Source organism: Telluria sp. ZB4P37, assembly GCF_059685855.1.
Genome location: NZ_JCASID010000002.1, coordinates 463,936 through 479,451 on the forward strand (window position 1 = coordinate 463,936; position 15,516 = coordinate 479,451).

The 15,516-nt window shown below is 65.6% G+C and carries 14 protein-coding genes; 4 read left to right on the forward strand and 10 right to left on the reverse strand.

Annotation, left to right across the window (positions count from 1 at the left end; genetic code table 11):
* Window positions 1-10 precede the first annotated feature (10 nt).
* The 6 genes from AC56K1_RS06470 to AC56K1_RS06495 all read right to left on the reverse strand — a co-directional run bounded on the left by AC56K1_RS06470 (window position 11) and on the right by AC56K1_RS06495 (window position 8,047).
* Entirely contained in the window at window positions 11-619 is a 609-nt protein-coding gene (locus tag AC56K1_RS06470) for a PH domain-containing protein (protein ID WP_497157017.1), read from the reverse strand.
* Window positions 620-764: 145 nt separating this feature from the next.
* Window positions 765-2,249 (reverse strand): efflux transporter outer membrane subunit, encoded by a 1,485-nt coding sequence (locus tag AC56K1_RS06475; RefSeq protein ID WP_497157018.1) that lies wholly within the window; start codon window positions 2,247-2,249, stop codon window positions 765-767.
* 1 nt (window position 2,250) lies between these two features.
* Window positions 2,251-5,433 (reverse strand): efflux RND transporter permease subunit, encoded by a 3,183-nt coding sequence (locus AC56K1_RS06480; protein WP_497157019.1) that lies wholly within the window; start codon window positions 5,431-5,433, stop codon window positions 2,251-2,253.
* Window positions 5,434-5,437: 4 nt separating this feature from the next.
* Window positions 5,438-6,649: an efflux RND transporter periplasmic adaptor subunit gene (locus AC56K1_RS06485; RefSeq protein WP_497157020.1), complete on the reverse strand. Its 1,212-nt coding sequence runs from the start codon at window positions 6,647-6,649 to the stop codon at window positions 5,438-5,440.
* A gap of 361 nt (window positions 6,650-7,010) precedes the next feature.
* Window positions 7,011-7,847 carry an alpha/beta hydrolase gene (locus tag AC56K1_RS06490; RefSeq protein WP_497157021.1) on the reverse strand — a complete coding sequence of 279 codons (837 nt, stop codon included), beginning with the start codon at window positions 7,845-7,847 and terminating at the stop codon, window positions 7,011-7,013.
* Complete coding sequence (locus tag AC56K1_RS06495; protein WP_497157022.1) at window positions 7,844-8,047, reverse strand: hypothetical protein; 204 nt, start codon at window positions 8,045-8,047, stop codon at window positions 7,844-7,846. The genes AC56K1_RS06490 and AC56K1_RS06495 overlap by 4 nt, the downstream gene beginning before the upstream one ends.
* A gap of 138 nt (window positions 8,048-8,185) precedes the next feature.
* Here AC56K1_RS06495 and AC56K1_RS06500 point away from each other — a divergent pair, with 138 nt between their 5' ends.
* From AC56K1_RS06500 to AC56K1_RS06515, 4 genes are all read left to right on the forward strand, one after another.
* On the forward strand, window positions 8,186-9,145 hold the full coding sequence (locus AC56K1_RS06500) for a LysR family transcriptional regulator (protein ID WP_497157023.1): 960 nt from the start codon (window positions 8,186-8,188) through the stop codon (window positions 9,143-9,145).
* Between the two features lie 55 nt (window positions 9,146-9,200).
* Window positions 9,201-9,647 (forward strand): Mpo1 family 2-hydroxy fatty acid dioxygenase, encoded by a 447-nt coding sequence (locus AC56K1_RS06505; protein WP_497157024.1) that lies wholly within the window; start codon window positions 9,201-9,203, stop codon window positions 9,645-9,647.
* Between the two features lie 172 nt (window positions 9,648-9,819).
* On the forward strand, window positions 9,820-10,758 hold the full coding sequence (locus tag AC56K1_RS06510) for a DMT family transporter (RefSeq protein ID WP_497157025.1): 939 nt from the start codon (window positions 9,820-9,822) through the stop codon (window positions 10,756-10,758).
* The gene (locus AC56K1_RS06515) at window positions 10,755-11,243 is read left to right on the forward strand and encodes a GNAT family N-acetyltransferase (RefSeq protein WP_497157026.1); all 489 of its coding nucleotides are present in this window, start codon (window positions 10,755-10,757) and stop codon (window positions 11,241-11,243) included. The genes AC56K1_RS06510 and AC56K1_RS06515 overlap by 4 nt, the downstream gene beginning before the upstream one ends.
* Before the next feature lie 272 nt (window positions 11,244-11,515).
* On the opposite strand, the gene hutI is transcribed toward AC56K1_RS06515, so the two are convergent.
* From hutI to hutG, 4 genes are read right to left on the reverse strand one after another with little or no spacing between them, the layout of a single operon-like run.
* Entirely contained in the window at window positions 11,516-12,739 is a 1,224-nt protein-coding gene (hutI, locus tag AC56K1_RS06520) for an imidazolonepropionase (protein ID WP_497157027.1), read from the reverse strand.
* Window positions 12,732-13,334 (reverse strand): HutD/Ves family protein, encoded by a 603-nt coding sequence (locus tag AC56K1_RS06525; protein WP_497157028.1) that lies wholly within the window; start codon window positions 13,332-13,334, stop codon window positions 12,732-12,734. The genes hutI and AC56K1_RS06525 overlap by 8 nt, the downstream gene beginning before the upstream one ends.
* Entirely contained in the window at window positions 13,331-14,710 is a 1,380-nt protein-coding gene (locus tag AC56K1_RS06530) for a formimidoylglutamate deiminase (protein WP_497157029.1), read from the reverse strand. The genes AC56K1_RS06525 and AC56K1_RS06530 overlap by 4 nt, the downstream gene beginning before the upstream one ends.
* Window positions 14,707-15,495, reverse strand: a complete 789-nt coding sequence (hutG, locus tag AC56K1_RS06535; protein WP_497157030.1) for an N-formylglutamate deformylase — start codon at window positions 15,493-15,495, stop codon at window positions 14,707-14,709. Before hutG ends, AC56K1_RS06530 begins: the two co-directional genes overlap by 4 nt.
* Window positions 15,496-15,516 lie beyond the last annotated feature (21 nt).

The window sequence follows — 15,516 nt, forward strand, 5'->3', positions numbered from 1 at the left end:
ACGCCCGCGATCAGTTATGGATGTATTTGCTGAAGGTGTCGCTGAAATCGCGCCGGGTATGCGTCTCGAGCATGGCGGTGTTCACGGCGGCCAGCAGGTCGCCGAACTGGCTCGCCACGCTGCCGCCCGCCGGCACCGCATTGAGCTTGTGCATCGAGGCCGTGGCGTCGAGCGCGCGCAGGGCGTTGTCGCGGCCGACCGCATCGCGGTGCTGCTGCTTGCCGATCGAGATCAAGGCCTTGTAGATATCCTTGAGCTGTTCGATATGGGATTTCTTGATGTCGATGTTGAAGGGCGTTTCGCCCACGCTGAACTTGAGCTCGACGTCCATGTCCAGGGTGCCGGCGGTCTCGATGCTGACGTTGGCGATGCGGGACGACGCGTACTCGTAGCGCTTGATCGAACGCTTCGATGACACGGCGGAATCGCCGTCGACATGAATCAGGGCCAGGTTGGTGAAGCAGTATTCGTCCTTCTTGCTCTTGATGAGGAAGAAGATCTGTTCGCCGTCTTCCGAGAACAGGTAGTCGTCGGCGTCGACCTTGTCGTAATCCGAAGGCGCGACGATCACGCCGATATCGCTGATGCCGAGGGCTTCTGCTGCCAGTCGCTTGAACATGTCCAGGTCTCCATCGCTGTGAAAGATCCGTATTTATACATGCAAGCGAGCCTGCTTTGCTAGCGGAAAGCCAATGGACAGCGCAAAAAAAAACGGCGGGCACTCGCGTACCCGCCGCAAAGGGCAGAACTCCTGGGAAACAGGCTTACTTCAGTGCAACCGTGTTGGCGATCGCCGGATCGGCATCCCAGCCCCCGCCGAGCGCGCGAATCAGGGCCACCGTCGTCACCGCGCGGTTGCCGCGCAGCTGGACGGCCGTGCGCTCGACATTGGCCAGGTTGCGCTGCGCGTCGAGCAGTTCGATATAGCTGGAACGTCCCGCGTCATGCAGCTTTCGCGCCAGGTCCGCCGAGCGGCGCGCCGAGACCTGGGCCGCGTCGATCTGCTCCGCCTGTCCACTCAGGATGCGCAGGCCGGCCAGGTTGTCCTCGACTTCCGCAAAGGCCGTGAGCACGCTCTGGCGGTAGACGCCCACCGATTCTTCCAGCACCGCTTCGCTGCGCTCGACATTGGCGCGGTTGCGGCCACCGTCGATGATCGGCAGCGAGGTAAGCAAGCCCAGCACCCAGGAGCGGCTGCTCCAGCGGAACACGTCCGACAGGGCGCCGCCGATGCCGCCGCCGGCCGCGCTGATGGTCAAGGAAGGAAACATCGCGCCGCGCGCCACGCCGATGCGGGCATTCGACGCTTCCATCGCGCGCTGGGCCGCATTGATGTCTGGACGGCGTTCCAGCAGCGAGGACGGCAGGCCGGCGGGAATTGCCGGCAAGGTGGCGGCGTCCAGCAGCGGGTTGGCTCCGGCGACGTAATTCGCCGCCGGCTTGCCCAGCAAAACCGCCAGCGCATGCTCGGTGTTGGCGCGGTCGCGCTGCAGGCCGATGGCCTCGGCGCGCGCGGTCGACAGTTCGGTGCGGGCACGCGACAGGTCGAATTCGCCGATGTCGCCCAGGTCGAAGCGGCGCTGGGTCAGCTTCACGCTCTCGTTGCGCAGGTTGACCGTCTGCGCCACCGTATCGAGCTCGGCATCCAGCGCGCGCAGGCGGAAATACGTTTGCGCCACGTCCGCCTGCAAGGCCAGCAACACCGAGCGGTAGTTCGCCTCGCTGGTGGCCGCGTCGCCCTTCGCGGCCGACACGCCGGCTGCGACGCGGCCGAACAGATCGACCTCGTAGCTGGCGGTGAGGTTAGCCGTGTAGCTCGTCTGCGGCTGGGTTGGCGTACCCTGCGGCAGGCCCGCTTCCAGTGCCGACGGGCGGGCGCGCTGGGCGCCGAGCCCGAAGCCGACCTGCGGCATGCGGTCGGCGTCAGCGATGCCGGCGATCGCCCTCGCCTGCTTGACGCGGCTTGCGGCCACCGCCAGGTTGGCGTTGTTGGCGGTCGCTTCCTCGACCAGCGCGGTGAGCGCCGGATCCCTGAAGGCGAGCCACCACTGGCCGCGCGGCTGCTGCTCGGCCGGCTCTGCCTTCTTCCAGCGAGCGCCGTCGACGCCCTCGACGATTGCAGGAGTCTGCGACTCGCGGAATGCCGTCGGCGTCTCGATGGCCGGCTGCTTGAACTCGGGGGTGGCGCAGGCCGTCAACAGCAGGGCTGCCAGCAGCGGAGCCACGCCTTTTGCGATCATGGTATTCATTTCAATGCACTCCTTCCAGGTCCAGGGCCGGGGCTTTCGCGGCCGGGACTTTTTTCTCGAAACGCTTCGCGAACGTGCGCAGCAAGACATAGAACAGCGGCGTCAGGAACAAGCCGAAGAAGGTCACGCCCAGCATCCCAAAGAACACCGCCACACCCATCGCATGACGCATCTCGGCGCCGGCGCCGGTCGAGAACACCAGCGGCACCACGCCCATGATGAAAGCGATCGAGGTCATCAGGATCGGACGCAGGCGCAGGCGGCTTGCTTCCAAAGCTGCTTCAACGACGCTGCGGCCATGGTCTTCCAGTTCCCTCGCGAATTCCACGATCAGGATCGCGTTCTTCGAGGCCAGCCCCACCAGCACGAACAGCGCGATCTGGGTGAAGATGTTGTTGTCGCCGCCGGTCAGCTTCACGCCGATCAGGGCGCACAGGATCGACATCGGCACGATCAGGATCACCGCCAGCGGCAAGGTCCAGCTTTCGTACTGCGCCGCCAGCACCAGGAACACCAGCAGCACGCACAGCGGGAACACATACACCATGGTGTTACCGGACAAAATCTCCTGGTAGGTCAGGTCGGTCCATTCGTAGGCGATCCCTTTCGGCAGCGTCTCCTTGGCCAGCTGCTCCATGATGGCCTGCGCCTGGCCGGACGAGACACCCGGGGCCGCGCCGCCATTCAGGTCGGCGGCCACGTAGTTGTTGTAGCGCTGGACGCGGTCCGGGCCATAGCTGTCCTTCACCTGCATCAGCGACGACAGCGGGATCATTTCGCCCTTGTCGTTACGCACCTTGAGCTGGGAGATCTGCTCTGGCTGCGAGCGGAACTGCGCGTCCGCCTGCACCCGCACCTGGTAGGTGCGGCCGAACTGATTGAAGTCGTTCACGTAGAGCGAGCCGAGGTTCACCTGCAAGGTCTGGTAGATGGTCGCCAGCGGCACGCCCAGCTGCTTGGCCTTGACCCGGTCGACGTCCGCGAACAGCTGCGGCACGTTGATCTGGTAGCTTGAGAACACGCCCGCCAGTTGCGGCGTGCCCCAGGCCTTGGCCTGCAGCGCCTGCGTGGCCTGGTAGAGCGCGTCGTAACCGAGGTTGCCGCGGTCTTCCAACATCAGCTTGAAGCCGCCAGTCGTGCCCAGGCCATTCACCGGGGGTGGTGGCAGCACCATGACGAAGGCATCTTCCACGGCGCCCATGCGTTTGTTGATCTCGGCCGCGATGGCTTCGGCCGACTGCGCCTTGCCCTTGCGCTCGCTGGTGGGTTTCAGCGAGGTGAACACGATGCCTGCGTTCGGCGCATTGGTGAAGCCGTTGATCGACAGGCCCGGGAAGGCGATCGACGATTCGACGCCCGGGATATCCTTGGCGATGGCCGACATGCGGCGGATCACGGCGTCGGTGCGGTCCAGCGAAGCGGCATCGGGCAGCTGGGCGAAACCGATCAGGTAACCCTTGTCCTGGGCCGGCACGAAGCCGGGCGGAACCACCTTGAACATGAAGACCGCAGCCACACCTAGCGCCAGGTAGACGCCCAGGGTCGCGGTCTTGCGGCGCAGGACGGTTTTGACGCCGCCTTCGTAGCTGTGCGAGGCACGGCCGAAGAAGCGGTTGAAGGCGGCGAAGAAGCGGCCGAACACGGTGTCCATGATGCGGGTCAGGCGGTCTTTCGGCGCGTCGTGGGCTTTCAGCAGTGCGGCCGAGAGTGCCGGCGCCAGCGTCAGGGAAGCAAACGCCGAGATCACGGTGGAGATTGCGATGGTCAGGGCGAACTGGCGGTAAAACTGACCGGTCAGGCCCGCCACGAACGCGATCGGCACGAACACGGCGCACAGCACCAGCGCGATGGCGATGATCGGGCCGCTCACTTCGCGCATCGCCTGGATGGTGGCGTCGCGCGGGTTCAAGCCGTTGCTGATGTTGCGCTCGACGTTTTCCACCACCACGATCGCGTCATCGACCACGATGCCGATCGCCAGCACCAGGCCAAACAGCGACAGGGTATTGATCGAGAAGCCGAACATCAGCATCACGGCAAAGGTGCCGACCACCGATACGGGCACCGCCAGCAGCGGGATGATCGAGGCGCGCCAGGTCTGCAGGAAGACGATCACCACCAGCGCCACCAGCACCACCGCTTCGAGCAGCGTGGTGACGACGGAGTCGATCGATTCGCGCACGAACTGGGTCGGATCGTAGACGATGCTGTACTCGACGCCTTCCGGGAAGTCTTTCGACAGTTCGTCCATCTTGGCACGCACGTCGCTCGACAGCTGCAGCGCGTTGGCGTTCGGCGCCTCGAAGATCGGGATCGCGACGGCCGATTTGTTGTTCAGCAGGGAGCGCAGCGCGTAGGAGCTGGAACCCATCTCCAGGCGCGCCACGTCCTTCAGGCGCGTGACGGCGCCGTCCTCACCGGCCTTGACCACGATCGCGCCGAATTCCTCGACGCTTGTCAACCGGCCCTGGGTGTTCACGGTGAGCTGGAACTGGGCATCCTTCGTTGGGCCCTGGCCGACCACGCCGGCCGCAACCTGCACGTTCTGCTCCCGGATCGAGGACACCACGTCGCCTGCGGTCAGGCCGCGTGCCGCCACCTTTTGCGGGTCGAGCCAGACGCGCATGGCGTAGTCGCCCGAGCCGAACAGCTGCACTTCGCCCATGCCGTTCAGGCGCGCCAGCTGGTCCTTGATGTTCAGCACCGCGTAATTACGCAGGTACAGGTCGTCATAGCGGCCATCGGGCGAATTGAGGTGGACCACCATCGTCAGGTTCGGCGAACTCTTGACGGTGGTGACGCCGATCTGGCGCACCTCTTCCGGCAGGCGTGGCAGCGCGCGCTGCACGCGGTTCTGCACCTGGCTTTCGGCACGGTCGATGTCGGTGCCGATGGCGAAGGTCAGGGTCAGGGCCAGCGCACCGTCCGAGGTGTTCTGCGAGGTCATGTAGAGCATGTCCTCGATACCGTTGATCTGCTCTTCCAGCGGCGCGGCCACGGTTTCGGCGATCACTTTCGGGTTGGCGCCCGGGTACTGGGCGCGCACTACCACGGAAGGCGGCACCACGTCCGGGTATTCGGAGATCGGCAGCTGGAAGATCGAGATCAGGCCGCCCACAAAAATGATCACCGACAGCACGACCGCGAAGATCGGCTTGTCGACGAAAAATCGGGAAAAGTTCATGTTCTTACTCCTTGCCGGCCGTGTTCAGGGCGACCTTGGTGCCGCCCTTGGCTGCGGCTGCCGTCGGGTCGGCATCCATCGCCACCATTTGCGCGGCGACGGGAGCGCCGGGACGCACGCGCTGCAAGCCATTGACGACGATCTTTTCGCCGGCCTTCAGGCCGCTGCGCACCACGCGCAGGCCGTCCACCACGGGTCCGAGCGTGACGGGGCGGTACTCGGCCTTGCTGTCGGCGCCGACCACCACGACGTATTTGCGGCTCTGGTCAGTGCCGACGGCGCGCTCGTTGATCACCACCGCCTGGCCGGCGACGCCGCTGCCCACCTGGACGCGAGCGAACAGGCCGGGCGCCAGCAGGCGGTCCGGATTGGCCAGGGTGGCGCGCATGCGCACGCTGCCGGTATTGGCGTCGAGCTGGTTGTCGACGAATTCGAGCTTGCCCTCGTGCGGGAAGCCTTCTTCGTTGGTCAGGCCGACCTTGACCACGGCAGGGGCGCCGCGCTGGGCACGGCTACCGACGCGCAGATAAGTCTGCTCGTCGCCGTCGAAGCTGGCATAGATGCGGTCCAGCGAGACGACCGAGGTCAGGACCGCGGTGGCGTCGACCAGGTTGCCGAGGGTGATCTCGGCTTTCGACACGCGGCCGTCGATCGGCGCGGTCACGCGGGTATAGGCCAGGTTCAGGCGCGCCGATTCATGCTGGGCCTGGGCGGCTCTAGCGCTGGCGTCGAGTTCCTTCTGGGCGGCGGATTTCTCGTCGAATTCGCGCTGGGCGATGGCCTTGTCCGCGAGCAGGCGTTCGGCGCGCTGCAGTTCCAGGCGGGCCAGGTCGGCCCGGGCACGCGCGGCGCTCGCGGCGGCGCCGGCGCGGTCGGCTTCGGCCTGGTAAGGACGCTGGTCGATCACGAACAGCACGTCGCCCTTCTTCACTTCGGCGCCCGGCTTGAAATTGACGGCGGTGATATAGCCGCTGACACGCGGACGGATCTCGACCACCTCGATGGCTTCCAGGCGGCCCGAGAATTCCTGGGTCTCGGCGACCGGCTTTTCGAACACGACCGCGGCGGAGACCGGCGGCGCGCTTGGAGCGGCAGCCGCGTCGGCCTTGCTGTTGGCATCGGCGCAGCCGGTGAGCATGGCGCCCGCGAGGCCCGCGGCTGCGAGCGCAGCCACCAGGATTCTTGCGCTGCCCATGCGTGCTTGTAGGTTATTCATGATGAACCTTTCTTATGTGGTGAGACGAAAACTTCGCCGACGCCGGGGGCGCGAGCAGAAAACGGGAAAACAGGGGTCCCTCCACGCTTGCAAGCGTGGATGCCGGATTCGTTACTGGTAGTGGACCGGCCCTTGCGGGTCAGGTCAGGATGCGGGCGCTAGTCCCGACATCGGCCGCGCATGGCGCCGAGGTGGCCGGCGTCGATGCCGCGGGGTGCAGATGCCTTGTTCATGCTCACCTCTTTCTTGATGAGGTCCCTCACGCCGCTTGCGCGGCGAATTTTGGGAAAAACGGGGCTTCCCCGCGCCTGGATGGCATGGTGCTCGGGAAGCGTTAGTGGTTAAAGCGGATGCCGGCGCGTCAGCGGTCCAGTCCTGCAAGGAAGGTGGCCATCTCCGCGAGCGCGTGCACCTTGCATGCACATTCGTTACGCCCGTTCGGGTCTTGCAGGGGGGCCGGCGGCATGCGACGCACCGTCGTGCGCACGCCGGCGTTGATCAGTTTGGCGCCGTATTGTTCGGCCTCGTCGCACAATGGATCGTCTTCGGCCGACAGGATCAGGGCCGGCGGCAGGTTCTTCAGCCGGGTCGAGCGCAGCGGCGAGGCATAAGGGTGGGCGCGGTCGGCCGCATGCGGCAGGTAGCCGCGGTAGGCGGCGGCGCAATCGGTGCTGAGCTTTTCGCGGCCGGGGCAGCCGTTGAGCTGGCGCATCGAGCCGGTGGACAGGCCCGGGTCGAGCATCGGCATGATTAAAATCTGGCCGGCCAGCTTGGGCGCGGCGCGGTCGCGCGCCATCAGGGCGCAGACGGCGGCCAGGTTGGCGCCAGCCTCGATGCCGGCCACCACCAGCTTCTTGCCGGACCAGCCGAGCTTCGCCTTGTTCTTCGTGGCCCACAGCAGCACGGCGTGGGCGTCTTCGACCGCGGCCGGGAAGGGGCTGACGGTGGCCAAGGTGTAGTTCGAGGTCAGCACGGCGCGCTCTTCATTGCTTTCGGCCAGGTGGCGCAGGAATTCGTCGGCTTCCTGCAGGTCGCCGTCGACGAAGCCGCCGCCATGGAAGAACACGATCAGCGTGTCGCGCTTGACCGGCGTGCCGGCCAGGTAGAGGCGCGCTGCCAGTGGTCCCTGGGCGCCGGCGACTTCGAGCTCGCGCACGGCCAGCGCGCTGATTTGTTGTTTTTCCAGCACCGCGCTCATCGCTGGCCTCCAGGCGCCAGGGCCAGGCCGTCGGCATCCGGGCAGGCGCTGCAGGTTTCCATCTGCATCGAGAGCGCCTGCAAGCCGCGCGCTTCAGCGCCGGCGGCCTGCGAATAGGCGTCGGTTCCCAGCAGGCCCGCCAATGCTACTGCACCGAGTGCCAGCGCGACCGTGTTGAAAATTGAGTTCCGAATGCTCATGAGCTGCTCCCTGGGTTTACTTTTTGCTGCGATGCACACAATATAGTCTTCATCTGCAATCGGATAAAGATGGCAATATCGAATTGATTGTTCATATTTCCGAACAATCGACATAAAACAGGACAAAGGGAGTCCGACATGAACAAACTCCAGGCCATGGAAGTCTTTATCCAGGTCGTCGACTGCGGCAGCTTTACCAAGGCGGCGGAGATGCTGAACCTGCCGAAGGCCACCGTTTCGACCCTGGTGCAGACGCTCGAATCCACGCTCTCGGTCAAGCTGCTGCACCGCACGACCCGGCAGGTCATGATCACCTCGGATGGCGCGGCCTATTACGAGCGCTGCATCCAGATTCTGTCGGACGTGCGCGACGCCGAGGAATCGCTGTCGCGGCATCGCCTGAGCCCAAGCGGGCGCCTGCGCGTGGATTCGCCCACCGGGCTGTCGTCGGAAATCCTGATTCCAGCCCTGCCGGCCTTCTTCGAGCGCTACCCGGACATCACGATGGAATTGGGCAGCACCGACCGCGTGATCGACCTGGTCGAGGAAGGCGTCGACTGCGCCGTGCGCGGCGGCGAGCTGCTCGACCCGAACCTGATCGCGCGCCGCATCGGCGTGATCAACTTCGTCACCTGTGCTTCGCCCGCCTATATCGAACGCTTCGGTCTGCCGGAGCACCCGCGCGACCTCGAGCGCCACCGCTGCGTCAACTATTTCTCGGCCAAGACCGGCAAGATCCTGAACTGGGATTTCACCCGCGACGGCGAACGCATCGAGGTCGCCCTGCCCGGCGCGATCGCCCTCAACGATTCGAACGCCTACGTGCAGGCGGGCCTGGCCGGGCTGGGCGTGATCATGATGACCGACTACCTGCTGGTCCAGCACATCTCGGCCGGCCGCATGGTGCAAGTCCTGGCCGACTGGAGCATCGACGCGCTGCCGGTGCACATCGTCTATCCGCAGAACCGCCACCTGTCGGCCAAGGTGCGGGTGTTCGTCGAATGGGTCTCGGAGCTGTTTGCCGGGCATCCGAATTTGCGGCTGCAGGCGCCGAGAACGGTGATGGCCAGCAGCGCCACCGAGGCGGAGACGGTGTAGAATCGGGCGAAAAGGGCCGGCTCGAAGCGGGTCCAGAACAAAGTTGGAGACACCCATGGACCACAGCTCGCAACCCCGCAATATCGACATCCTGCTGGCGCGCTACGGCGACAGCCACCAGGACCACACCAACGAGATCATCCACTTCGTGTGCATCCCGCTGATCGTCTTCAGCCTGCTGGGCATCCTGTGGGCGATCCATCCGGTGGCGGCCATCGCGGTCACGCTTGGCTCGCTCTATTACTACCTCAAGCTCTCGCGCGGCTTCGCGGCGGGCATGGGCGTGATGAGCGCGGCGATGCTGGGTGTGTTGGCGCTGATGCCGGCGATGACGGTGCTGCCGGTGTCGATCGCGGTCTTCGTGGTGGCCTGGATCGGGCAGTTCATCGGACACAAGATCGAGGGGAAGAAGCCGTCGTTTTTTGACGACCTGCGGTTTTTGCTGATCGGGCCGCTGTTCGTGCTGTCGTTCTTGTATCGGCGTTTGAATTTGGCTTACTAGCAGGGTGGACGGCTTGTGATCTGGTCCACCGGACCAGATCACCCCGCGCGTTCAACGAACGCGGTGGAGCCACGGTGCGTCCATGTCCACGTGATTTGAACGCGCGGGCGGGGGACCCGCCTACCCTACATCGACCCGTGCGGGAAACCGGCTAAGCACGTATACTCCCGCGATGCCCTCTTCCGTCCTCTTTACCGTCGCCTCGCTGATCTGGGGCTCGACCTTCTTTGCCATCACCCTGCAGCTGGGCGAAGCCCCGCCGGCGGTGTCGGTGGCCTACCGCTTCTTCCTGGCCGCGGCCACGCTCTTCATCATCTGCATCGTGCGGCGCGACCGCCTGGCGCTGCCGCTGCGCACCCACCGCTGGATCGCGCTGCAGGGCATCCTGACCTTCTGCATCTCCTATCTGTGCACCTACGAATCCGAACAATACGTGGTATCGGGACTGGTGGCCGTGGTGTTTGCGCTGATGGTGTTCTGGACGCCGCTCCTGAGCCGCCTGTTCTTCGGCACCGGCATCAACCCGCGCACCATTTTATGCGGCGTGGCGGCCATTGCCGGCGTCGCCCTGCTGTTCTGGCATTCGATCGGCACCGCCTGGCACGATTACCAGGCGGGGGGCAGCGCCAAATTCATCGCCGGGGTCGTGCTGGCGCTGGTGGCCACACTCGCGAGTTCGGCCGGCAGCATCGTGGTCAACCGGGTGCAGAAGGAGTGCGCGAACCTGCCGCTGAGCATGGCCTGGTCGATGCTGTGGGGCGCTGCGCTGGTCACCGTGTGGTCGCTTCTCAACGGCGACCAATTCGTGCTGCCTGCCAGCGCCACTTATTGGGCCGGGCTGGTCTACCTGTCGATCTTCGGCTCGGTGATCGCCTTCTTCGCCTACTTCACGCTGATTAACCGTATCGGCGCGCAGAAAACCGTGTATATCGGCGTCGTCACGCCGGTGCTGTCGGTGCTGCTGTCGATCCAGCTGGAGGGCTACCGTCCTGGCCCGATCGAATTCGCCGGCATGTTCCTGTGCCTGGCCAGCGTGGCCTGGGCCCTGCGCGCACCCGCAGCCAAACCTGTGCAATCCGCAAACCTGAACAACGCCATCGAAACCCCATGACCCAATTTTCCATCCGCCCTGCCAAGCCATCCGACGTCGCGCACATCCAGGCCATGATCCTGGAGCTGGCCGTGTTCGAAAAACTCGAACACCTGGTGGCGTCCACCGAAGTCCTGCTGCACGAGGGCCTGTTCGGCGTGCGTCCGTCGTGCGAAGCCATCATCGGCGAAGAGGACGGCAAGGTCGTCTGCTTCGCCCTGTTCTTCCATAACTTCTCGACCTTCCTTACGAAGAAGGGCCTGTACCTCGAAGACCTCTATGTGCTGCAGTCGCACCGCGGCAAGGGCTATGGCACGAAGATGCTGGCGCGCCTGGCGCAGATCGCCGTCGAGCGCGAATGCGGCCGCTTCGAGTGGTCGGTGCTGGACTGGAACGCGCCGGCCATCCAGTTCTACAAGTCGATGGGCGCGGACGTGATGCCCGACTGGCGCATCTGCCGCCTGACCGGCGATACCCTCACCGCGATGGCAGAACGCCAAAGCTGAAGCACAAAGAAAAACCCACGGGCCTGGAGGGCACCGTGGGCGAACCCATTTTTACAAATGGGGAGGGGAGATGGTGAAACACGCTTCGAACTATAAATATGCTTTCTTAATCCGGGGTTAATTATTACCAGTAGTTACTGTTGTTACGACCGTTTAAGTAATAATTCCCGAGCTGGAAACTGGCGATTTGACGCCAATCAAGAAAAGCAAGGTCAGCCGCAGATTAATGGGGCATGCGTGACGGAGAAGGGGTGTCCCGTCTCCGCCGCGCCTCACACGGGCGTGATATGCCCCGCCCGCAGTACGCCGCCGTTCACCACCGCGCGGCAGGGATTGAAACCCATCGCATAGGCCAGGTCGGCCGGGCGCGCGATGTCCCACAGCGCCAGGTCGGCCGCCTTTCCCACTTCCAGCGTTCCAATTTCGCCCTGCAGGCCGAGCGCCCGCGCGGCGTGGCTGGTCGCACCAAGCAGCGCTTCCTGCGGCGTCAGGCGCCACAGCGTGCAGGCCATGTTCATCGCCAGCAGCAGGGAGGTCATGGGCGAGGTGCCGGGATTGCAGTCGGTGGCCACGGCCATCGGCACGCCCGCCGCGCGCAACGCGGCGATCGGCGGCGGCATAGTCTCGCGCAGGAAGTAGTAGGCACCGGGCAGCAGCACGGCCACGGTGCCGGCGCCCGCCATGGCTTTGACACCGGCTGGGGTCAGGTGTTCGAGGTGGTCGGCCGACAGGCCGCCGAAACGCGCCACCAGTTCGGCGCCGCCCTGGTCGGATAACTGTTCGGCATGCAGCTTGACCGGCAGCCCGAGCTTGCGGGCCGCGGCGAACACGCGCTCGGTCTGGGCGTTGGTGAAGCCGATGCGCTCGCAGAAGGCGTCCACCGCGTCGACCAGCCCCTGTTCCGCCAGCTGCGGCAGCATCCGTTCGCACAATTCGTCGACATAGGCCTCGGGCCGGCCGGCGAATTCGGGCGGCAGCGCATGGGCGCCCAGGAAGGTGGTGGCCACGCGCACCGGCAGCTGCTTTGCCACCTGGCGCGCGGCGCGCAGCATGCATTCTTCCGCCGCCAGGGCCAGGCCATAGCCCGACTTGATCTCGATGGTGGTGACGCCCTCGCACAAGAGCTGGGCCACGCGCGGCAGGCTTTGCGCCAGCAGCGCCTCGACGTCGGCCTGGCGCGTCGCGCGCACCGTGGACATGATGCCGCCGCCCTGGCGGGCGATGTCTTCGTAGGTGGCGCCGTTCAGGCGCGCTTCCCATTCATTGCTGCGGTTGCCGGCATGGACGATGTGGGTGTGGCAGTCGACCAGGCCCGGCGTCATCCACATGCCGCCGCAATCGTGTTCCGCGCTGGCGTCCGGCGCATCGCCGCGCGCGCCCAGCCAGCCAATGCGGCCATCCTTGACGGCGAGCGCGGCGTCCTGCAGCTCGCCGTAGCCGTCCACCATCGTGGCCAGGCGCACGTTGGTGAACAGCAGGTCGGCCACCTCACTCATACGACTCTTCATCCTCTTCGCTGTGGTAGTAGATGTCGACGATGTAGATCATGGCCTGCCCTGCTTCGAGCTTCCACACCGAGCCTGCTTCGAGCACCACGGCATCGAAGCGCACCAGGCCGATGCGCTCCTTTTCGTTGCGCAACTCCAGCGCTTCGCCTTCGGCCAGGAACAGCACCGTGATGTCGGCGCGCGCAACAAACGTGGAGATGCCGGTGAGCCGGCGCCGCCCGAAGGTGTGGTAGCAGCGGTCGCTGCGCGTCATCGCATTGAAGTCGGTGCTGCCACCGCGGCTGAGCTTTGCGATGACGTCCGAGCTGCCGTCAAAGGCGACCACCGGATCGCCGTCGGTAATCAAGACCGGATCGCCGTCGATGTCGAGAGTCATGCCATGGCCTTCCACCAGCGCCAGCGTGCGATCCACGCCCGGGAACTGCGAGAATGCGCCGTCTTTCTCGATGGTGGCCAGGCTGACGCGCCAGTCGAAATCCTCGAAGCCGGAATCCGGCGGGCCGATGGCGATTTCGGTCGTGCTGCCACCGCCGTTTTTCCACGGTACCGGCGACAGGCTTGCGAATGGGATCAGTACGGTCATTGGCTCACCTCGCGTAATTCATTGACGGCTTGTCGGTAGCGCTGCGCGATCGCGTCCTGCGCCATGTGGCGGCCTGCCTGCACCACCCAGCGCCCGCCGCACAGCACGTCGCGCACCAGGTTGTCGTTACCGCAGAACAGGAAGCGGCCGAGGACGTCCTCGTCCGCCACGCCATCCAGGTTCGGATGCGTCCCGTCCAGCACCAGCAGGTCGGCGCGGCGGCCTTCCTCGAGCGCGCCGACCTTGCGGCCGGTCGCCTGGGCGCCGCCACGCAACGCAGCTTGCCACAAGTATTGGCTGACGTCGCGCTGTTCGCGTGTGAAGGCGATATTGCGGCGCTGGTGCACCAGGCGCTGGCCGTATTCCAGCCAGCGCAATTCCTCGACCGGGCTTTGCGACACATGGCTGTCGCTGCCGATCCCGAAACGCCCGCCGGCTTCAATGAAGGGCTGCAGCGGGAACAGGCCGTCGCCCAGGTTGGCTTCGGTGGTCGGGCACAGGCCGGCCACCGCGCCGCTACCGGCCAGCACGCGTACTTCTTCATCGTTCAGGTGGGTGGCATGCACCAGGCACCAGCGTTCGTCTACAAGAACCTGCTCCATCAGGTATTCGACCGGACGGCGCCCGGTCGCAGCGATGCTCTGCTCGACCTCGGCCTGCTGCTCGGCGATATGGATGTGCAGCGGGCGTCCCGGCGGCAGGCCGGCTGCCAGCTCGCGCACCTGCTCGATGGTGGCCGCGCGCAGCGAGTGCGGCGCCGCACCCACTTCCAGTTGGGGCCCGCGCAGCGCGCCGAGCGCATCGACGATGCCGAGGATGTCGTCGACGCCGGTGCGGAAGCGCTGCTGCTCGGTACGCAGAGGCTGTTCGCCGAAACCGGCATGGCTGTACAGCACCGGCAGCAGCGTGACGCCCATGCCGGTTGCATGGCCCGCGGCCACGATCCGCTCGGCGGTTTCGGCCGGCCGTGCGTAGGACTCGCCGCTTGGGGTCCGTTGCAGGTAGTGGAATTCGCACAGCGAAGTATAGCCATGGCGCAGGCATTCGGCGAACAGCTGGGCGGCGATGGCCTCGATCTGCTCGGGCGTGATGCGCGCGGCGAAGCGGTACATCAGGTCGCGCCAGGTCCAGAAGCTGTCCGGGCCCTCCCCTGCGCGCTCGGTGAGGCCACCCAACGCGCGCTGGAAGGCGTGCGAATGCAGGTTGACCATGCCCGGCACCACGTAGTCGGCGCGCGCCACGCCCAGCGGCGGCGCGGCCTGTGGCACTACGCGGGTCAGGTCGCCGTGCACGTCCCATTCGAGCAGCACGTCGCGCTGCCAGCCCGGGTGTGTCGTTCCCTGCAGGAGCGCGTGGCGGGCAAACAAGGCCCTCATGTGCGCACCCATTCGGCGGCGGAGCCGATCATGGCGCGCAGCAGCGGCTGCACTTGCGCTGCTACATCTGGTCGGTAATCGAAGGGCGGCGTCTCGTTCATGTACAGGCACTGGCACATCTCGAGCTGGATCGCGTGCACATTGTCTGGCGGCTGGCCGTATTTGCGGGTGATATGGCCGCCCTTGAAGCGGCCGTTGACGGCGATGCTGAAGCGGTCCTGGGCCCGCGCCACGCCGACGACAGCTTGTTCGAGCCCCGGCGCGCAGGAGGCGCCGTCGGCGGTGCCGAAGTTCAGGTCGGGCAGGCGGCCCTCGAAAAAGCGCGGCACGGTGGAAGCAATCGAATGCGCGTCCCACAGCACCACGCGGCCGAATTGCGCCTTCAGGCGGTCGAGTTCCGCGCGCAGCTGGGCGTGGTAGGGCATCCAGTACTGCTGCAGGCGGCGCTGCATCTCGGCCTCATCCGGCACTTTACCCGGCAAGTAGAGGGGCTCGCGCCCGAAGGTGTCGACCGGGCACAGGCCGGTGGTATCCATGCCCGGGTAGAGGTTGGTGTCCTCGGGCGGGCGGTTCAGGTCGATCAGGTAGCGCGACCACCGCGCCGAGATGGTGGAGACGCCCATTTCTTCCAGGAAGCCATACAGCTCGGGCAGGTGCCAGTCGGTGTCCGCGCGCGCGCCGGCGCAGGGCGACATCAATCCTGCTACCTCGTCCGGGATGTCGGTGCCCGCATGGGGCATCGACACGAGCACCGGAAGCCTGCCTGCCTTGAACCGAAAGTCCATTGCCTCTCCTGGGTCAGATTG

Excerpts from the sequence above, each read along its gene's own strand:
- hutI (WP_497157027.1), bottom strand. The coding sequence starts at position 12,739 with ATGAGTGAGGTGGCCGACCTGCTGTTCACCAACGTGCGCCTGGCCACG.
- AC56K1_RS06495 (WP_497157022.1), bottom strand. The coding sequence starts at position 8,047 with ATGAGCATTCGGAACTCAATTTTCAACACGGTCGCGCTGGCACTCGGT.
- AC56K1_RS06505 (WP_497157024.1), top strand. The coding sequence starts at position 9,201 with ATGGACCACAGCTCGCAACCCCGCAATATCGACATCCTGCTGGCGCGC.
- AC56K1_RS06480 (WP_497157019.1), bottom strand. The coding sequence starts at position 5,433 with ATGAACTTTTCCCGATTTTTCGTCGACAAGCCGATCTTCGCGGTCGTG.
- AC56K1_RS06515 (WP_497157026.1), top strand. The coding sequence starts at position 10,755 with ATGACCCAATTTTCCATCCGCCCTGCCAAGCCATCCGACGTCGCGCAC.
- AC56K1_RS06530 (WP_497157029.1), bottom strand. The coding sequence starts at position 14,710 with ATGAGGGCCTTGTTTGCCCGCCACGCGCTCCTGCAGGGAACGACACAC.
- AC56K1_RS06490 (WP_497157021.1), bottom strand. The coding sequence starts at position 7,847 with ATGAGCGCGGTGCTGGAAAAACAACAAATCAGCGCGCTGGCCGTGCGC.
- AC56K1_RS06510 (WP_497157025.1), top strand. The coding sequence starts at position 9,820 with ATGCCCTCTTCCGTCCTCTTTACCGTCGCCTCGCTGATCTGGGGCTCG.
- AC56K1_RS06470 (WP_497157017.1), bottom strand. The coding sequence starts at position 619 with ATGTTCAAGCGACTGGCAGCAGAAGCCCTCGGCATCAGCGATATCGGC.
- AC56K1_RS06485 (WP_497157020.1), bottom strand. The coding sequence starts at position 6,649 with ATGAATAACCTACAAGCACGCATGGGCAGCGCAAGAATCCTGGTGGCT.
- AC56K1_RS06475 (WP_497157018.1), bottom strand. The coding sequence starts at position 2,249 with ATGAATACCATGATCGCAAAAGGCGTGGCTCCGCTGCTGGCAGCCCTG.
- AC56K1_RS06500 (WP_497157023.1), top strand. The coding sequence starts at position 8,186 with ATGAACAAACTCCAGGCCATGGAAGTCTTTATCCAGGTCGTCGACTGC.
- hutG (WP_497157030.1), bottom strand. The coding sequence starts at position 15,495 with ATGGACTTTCGGTTCAAGGCAGGCAGGCTTCCGGTGCTCGTGTCGATG.
- AC56K1_RS06525 (WP_497157028.1), bottom strand. The coding sequence starts at position 13,334 with ATGACCGTACTGATCCCATTCGCAAGCCTGTCGCCGGTACCGTGGAAA.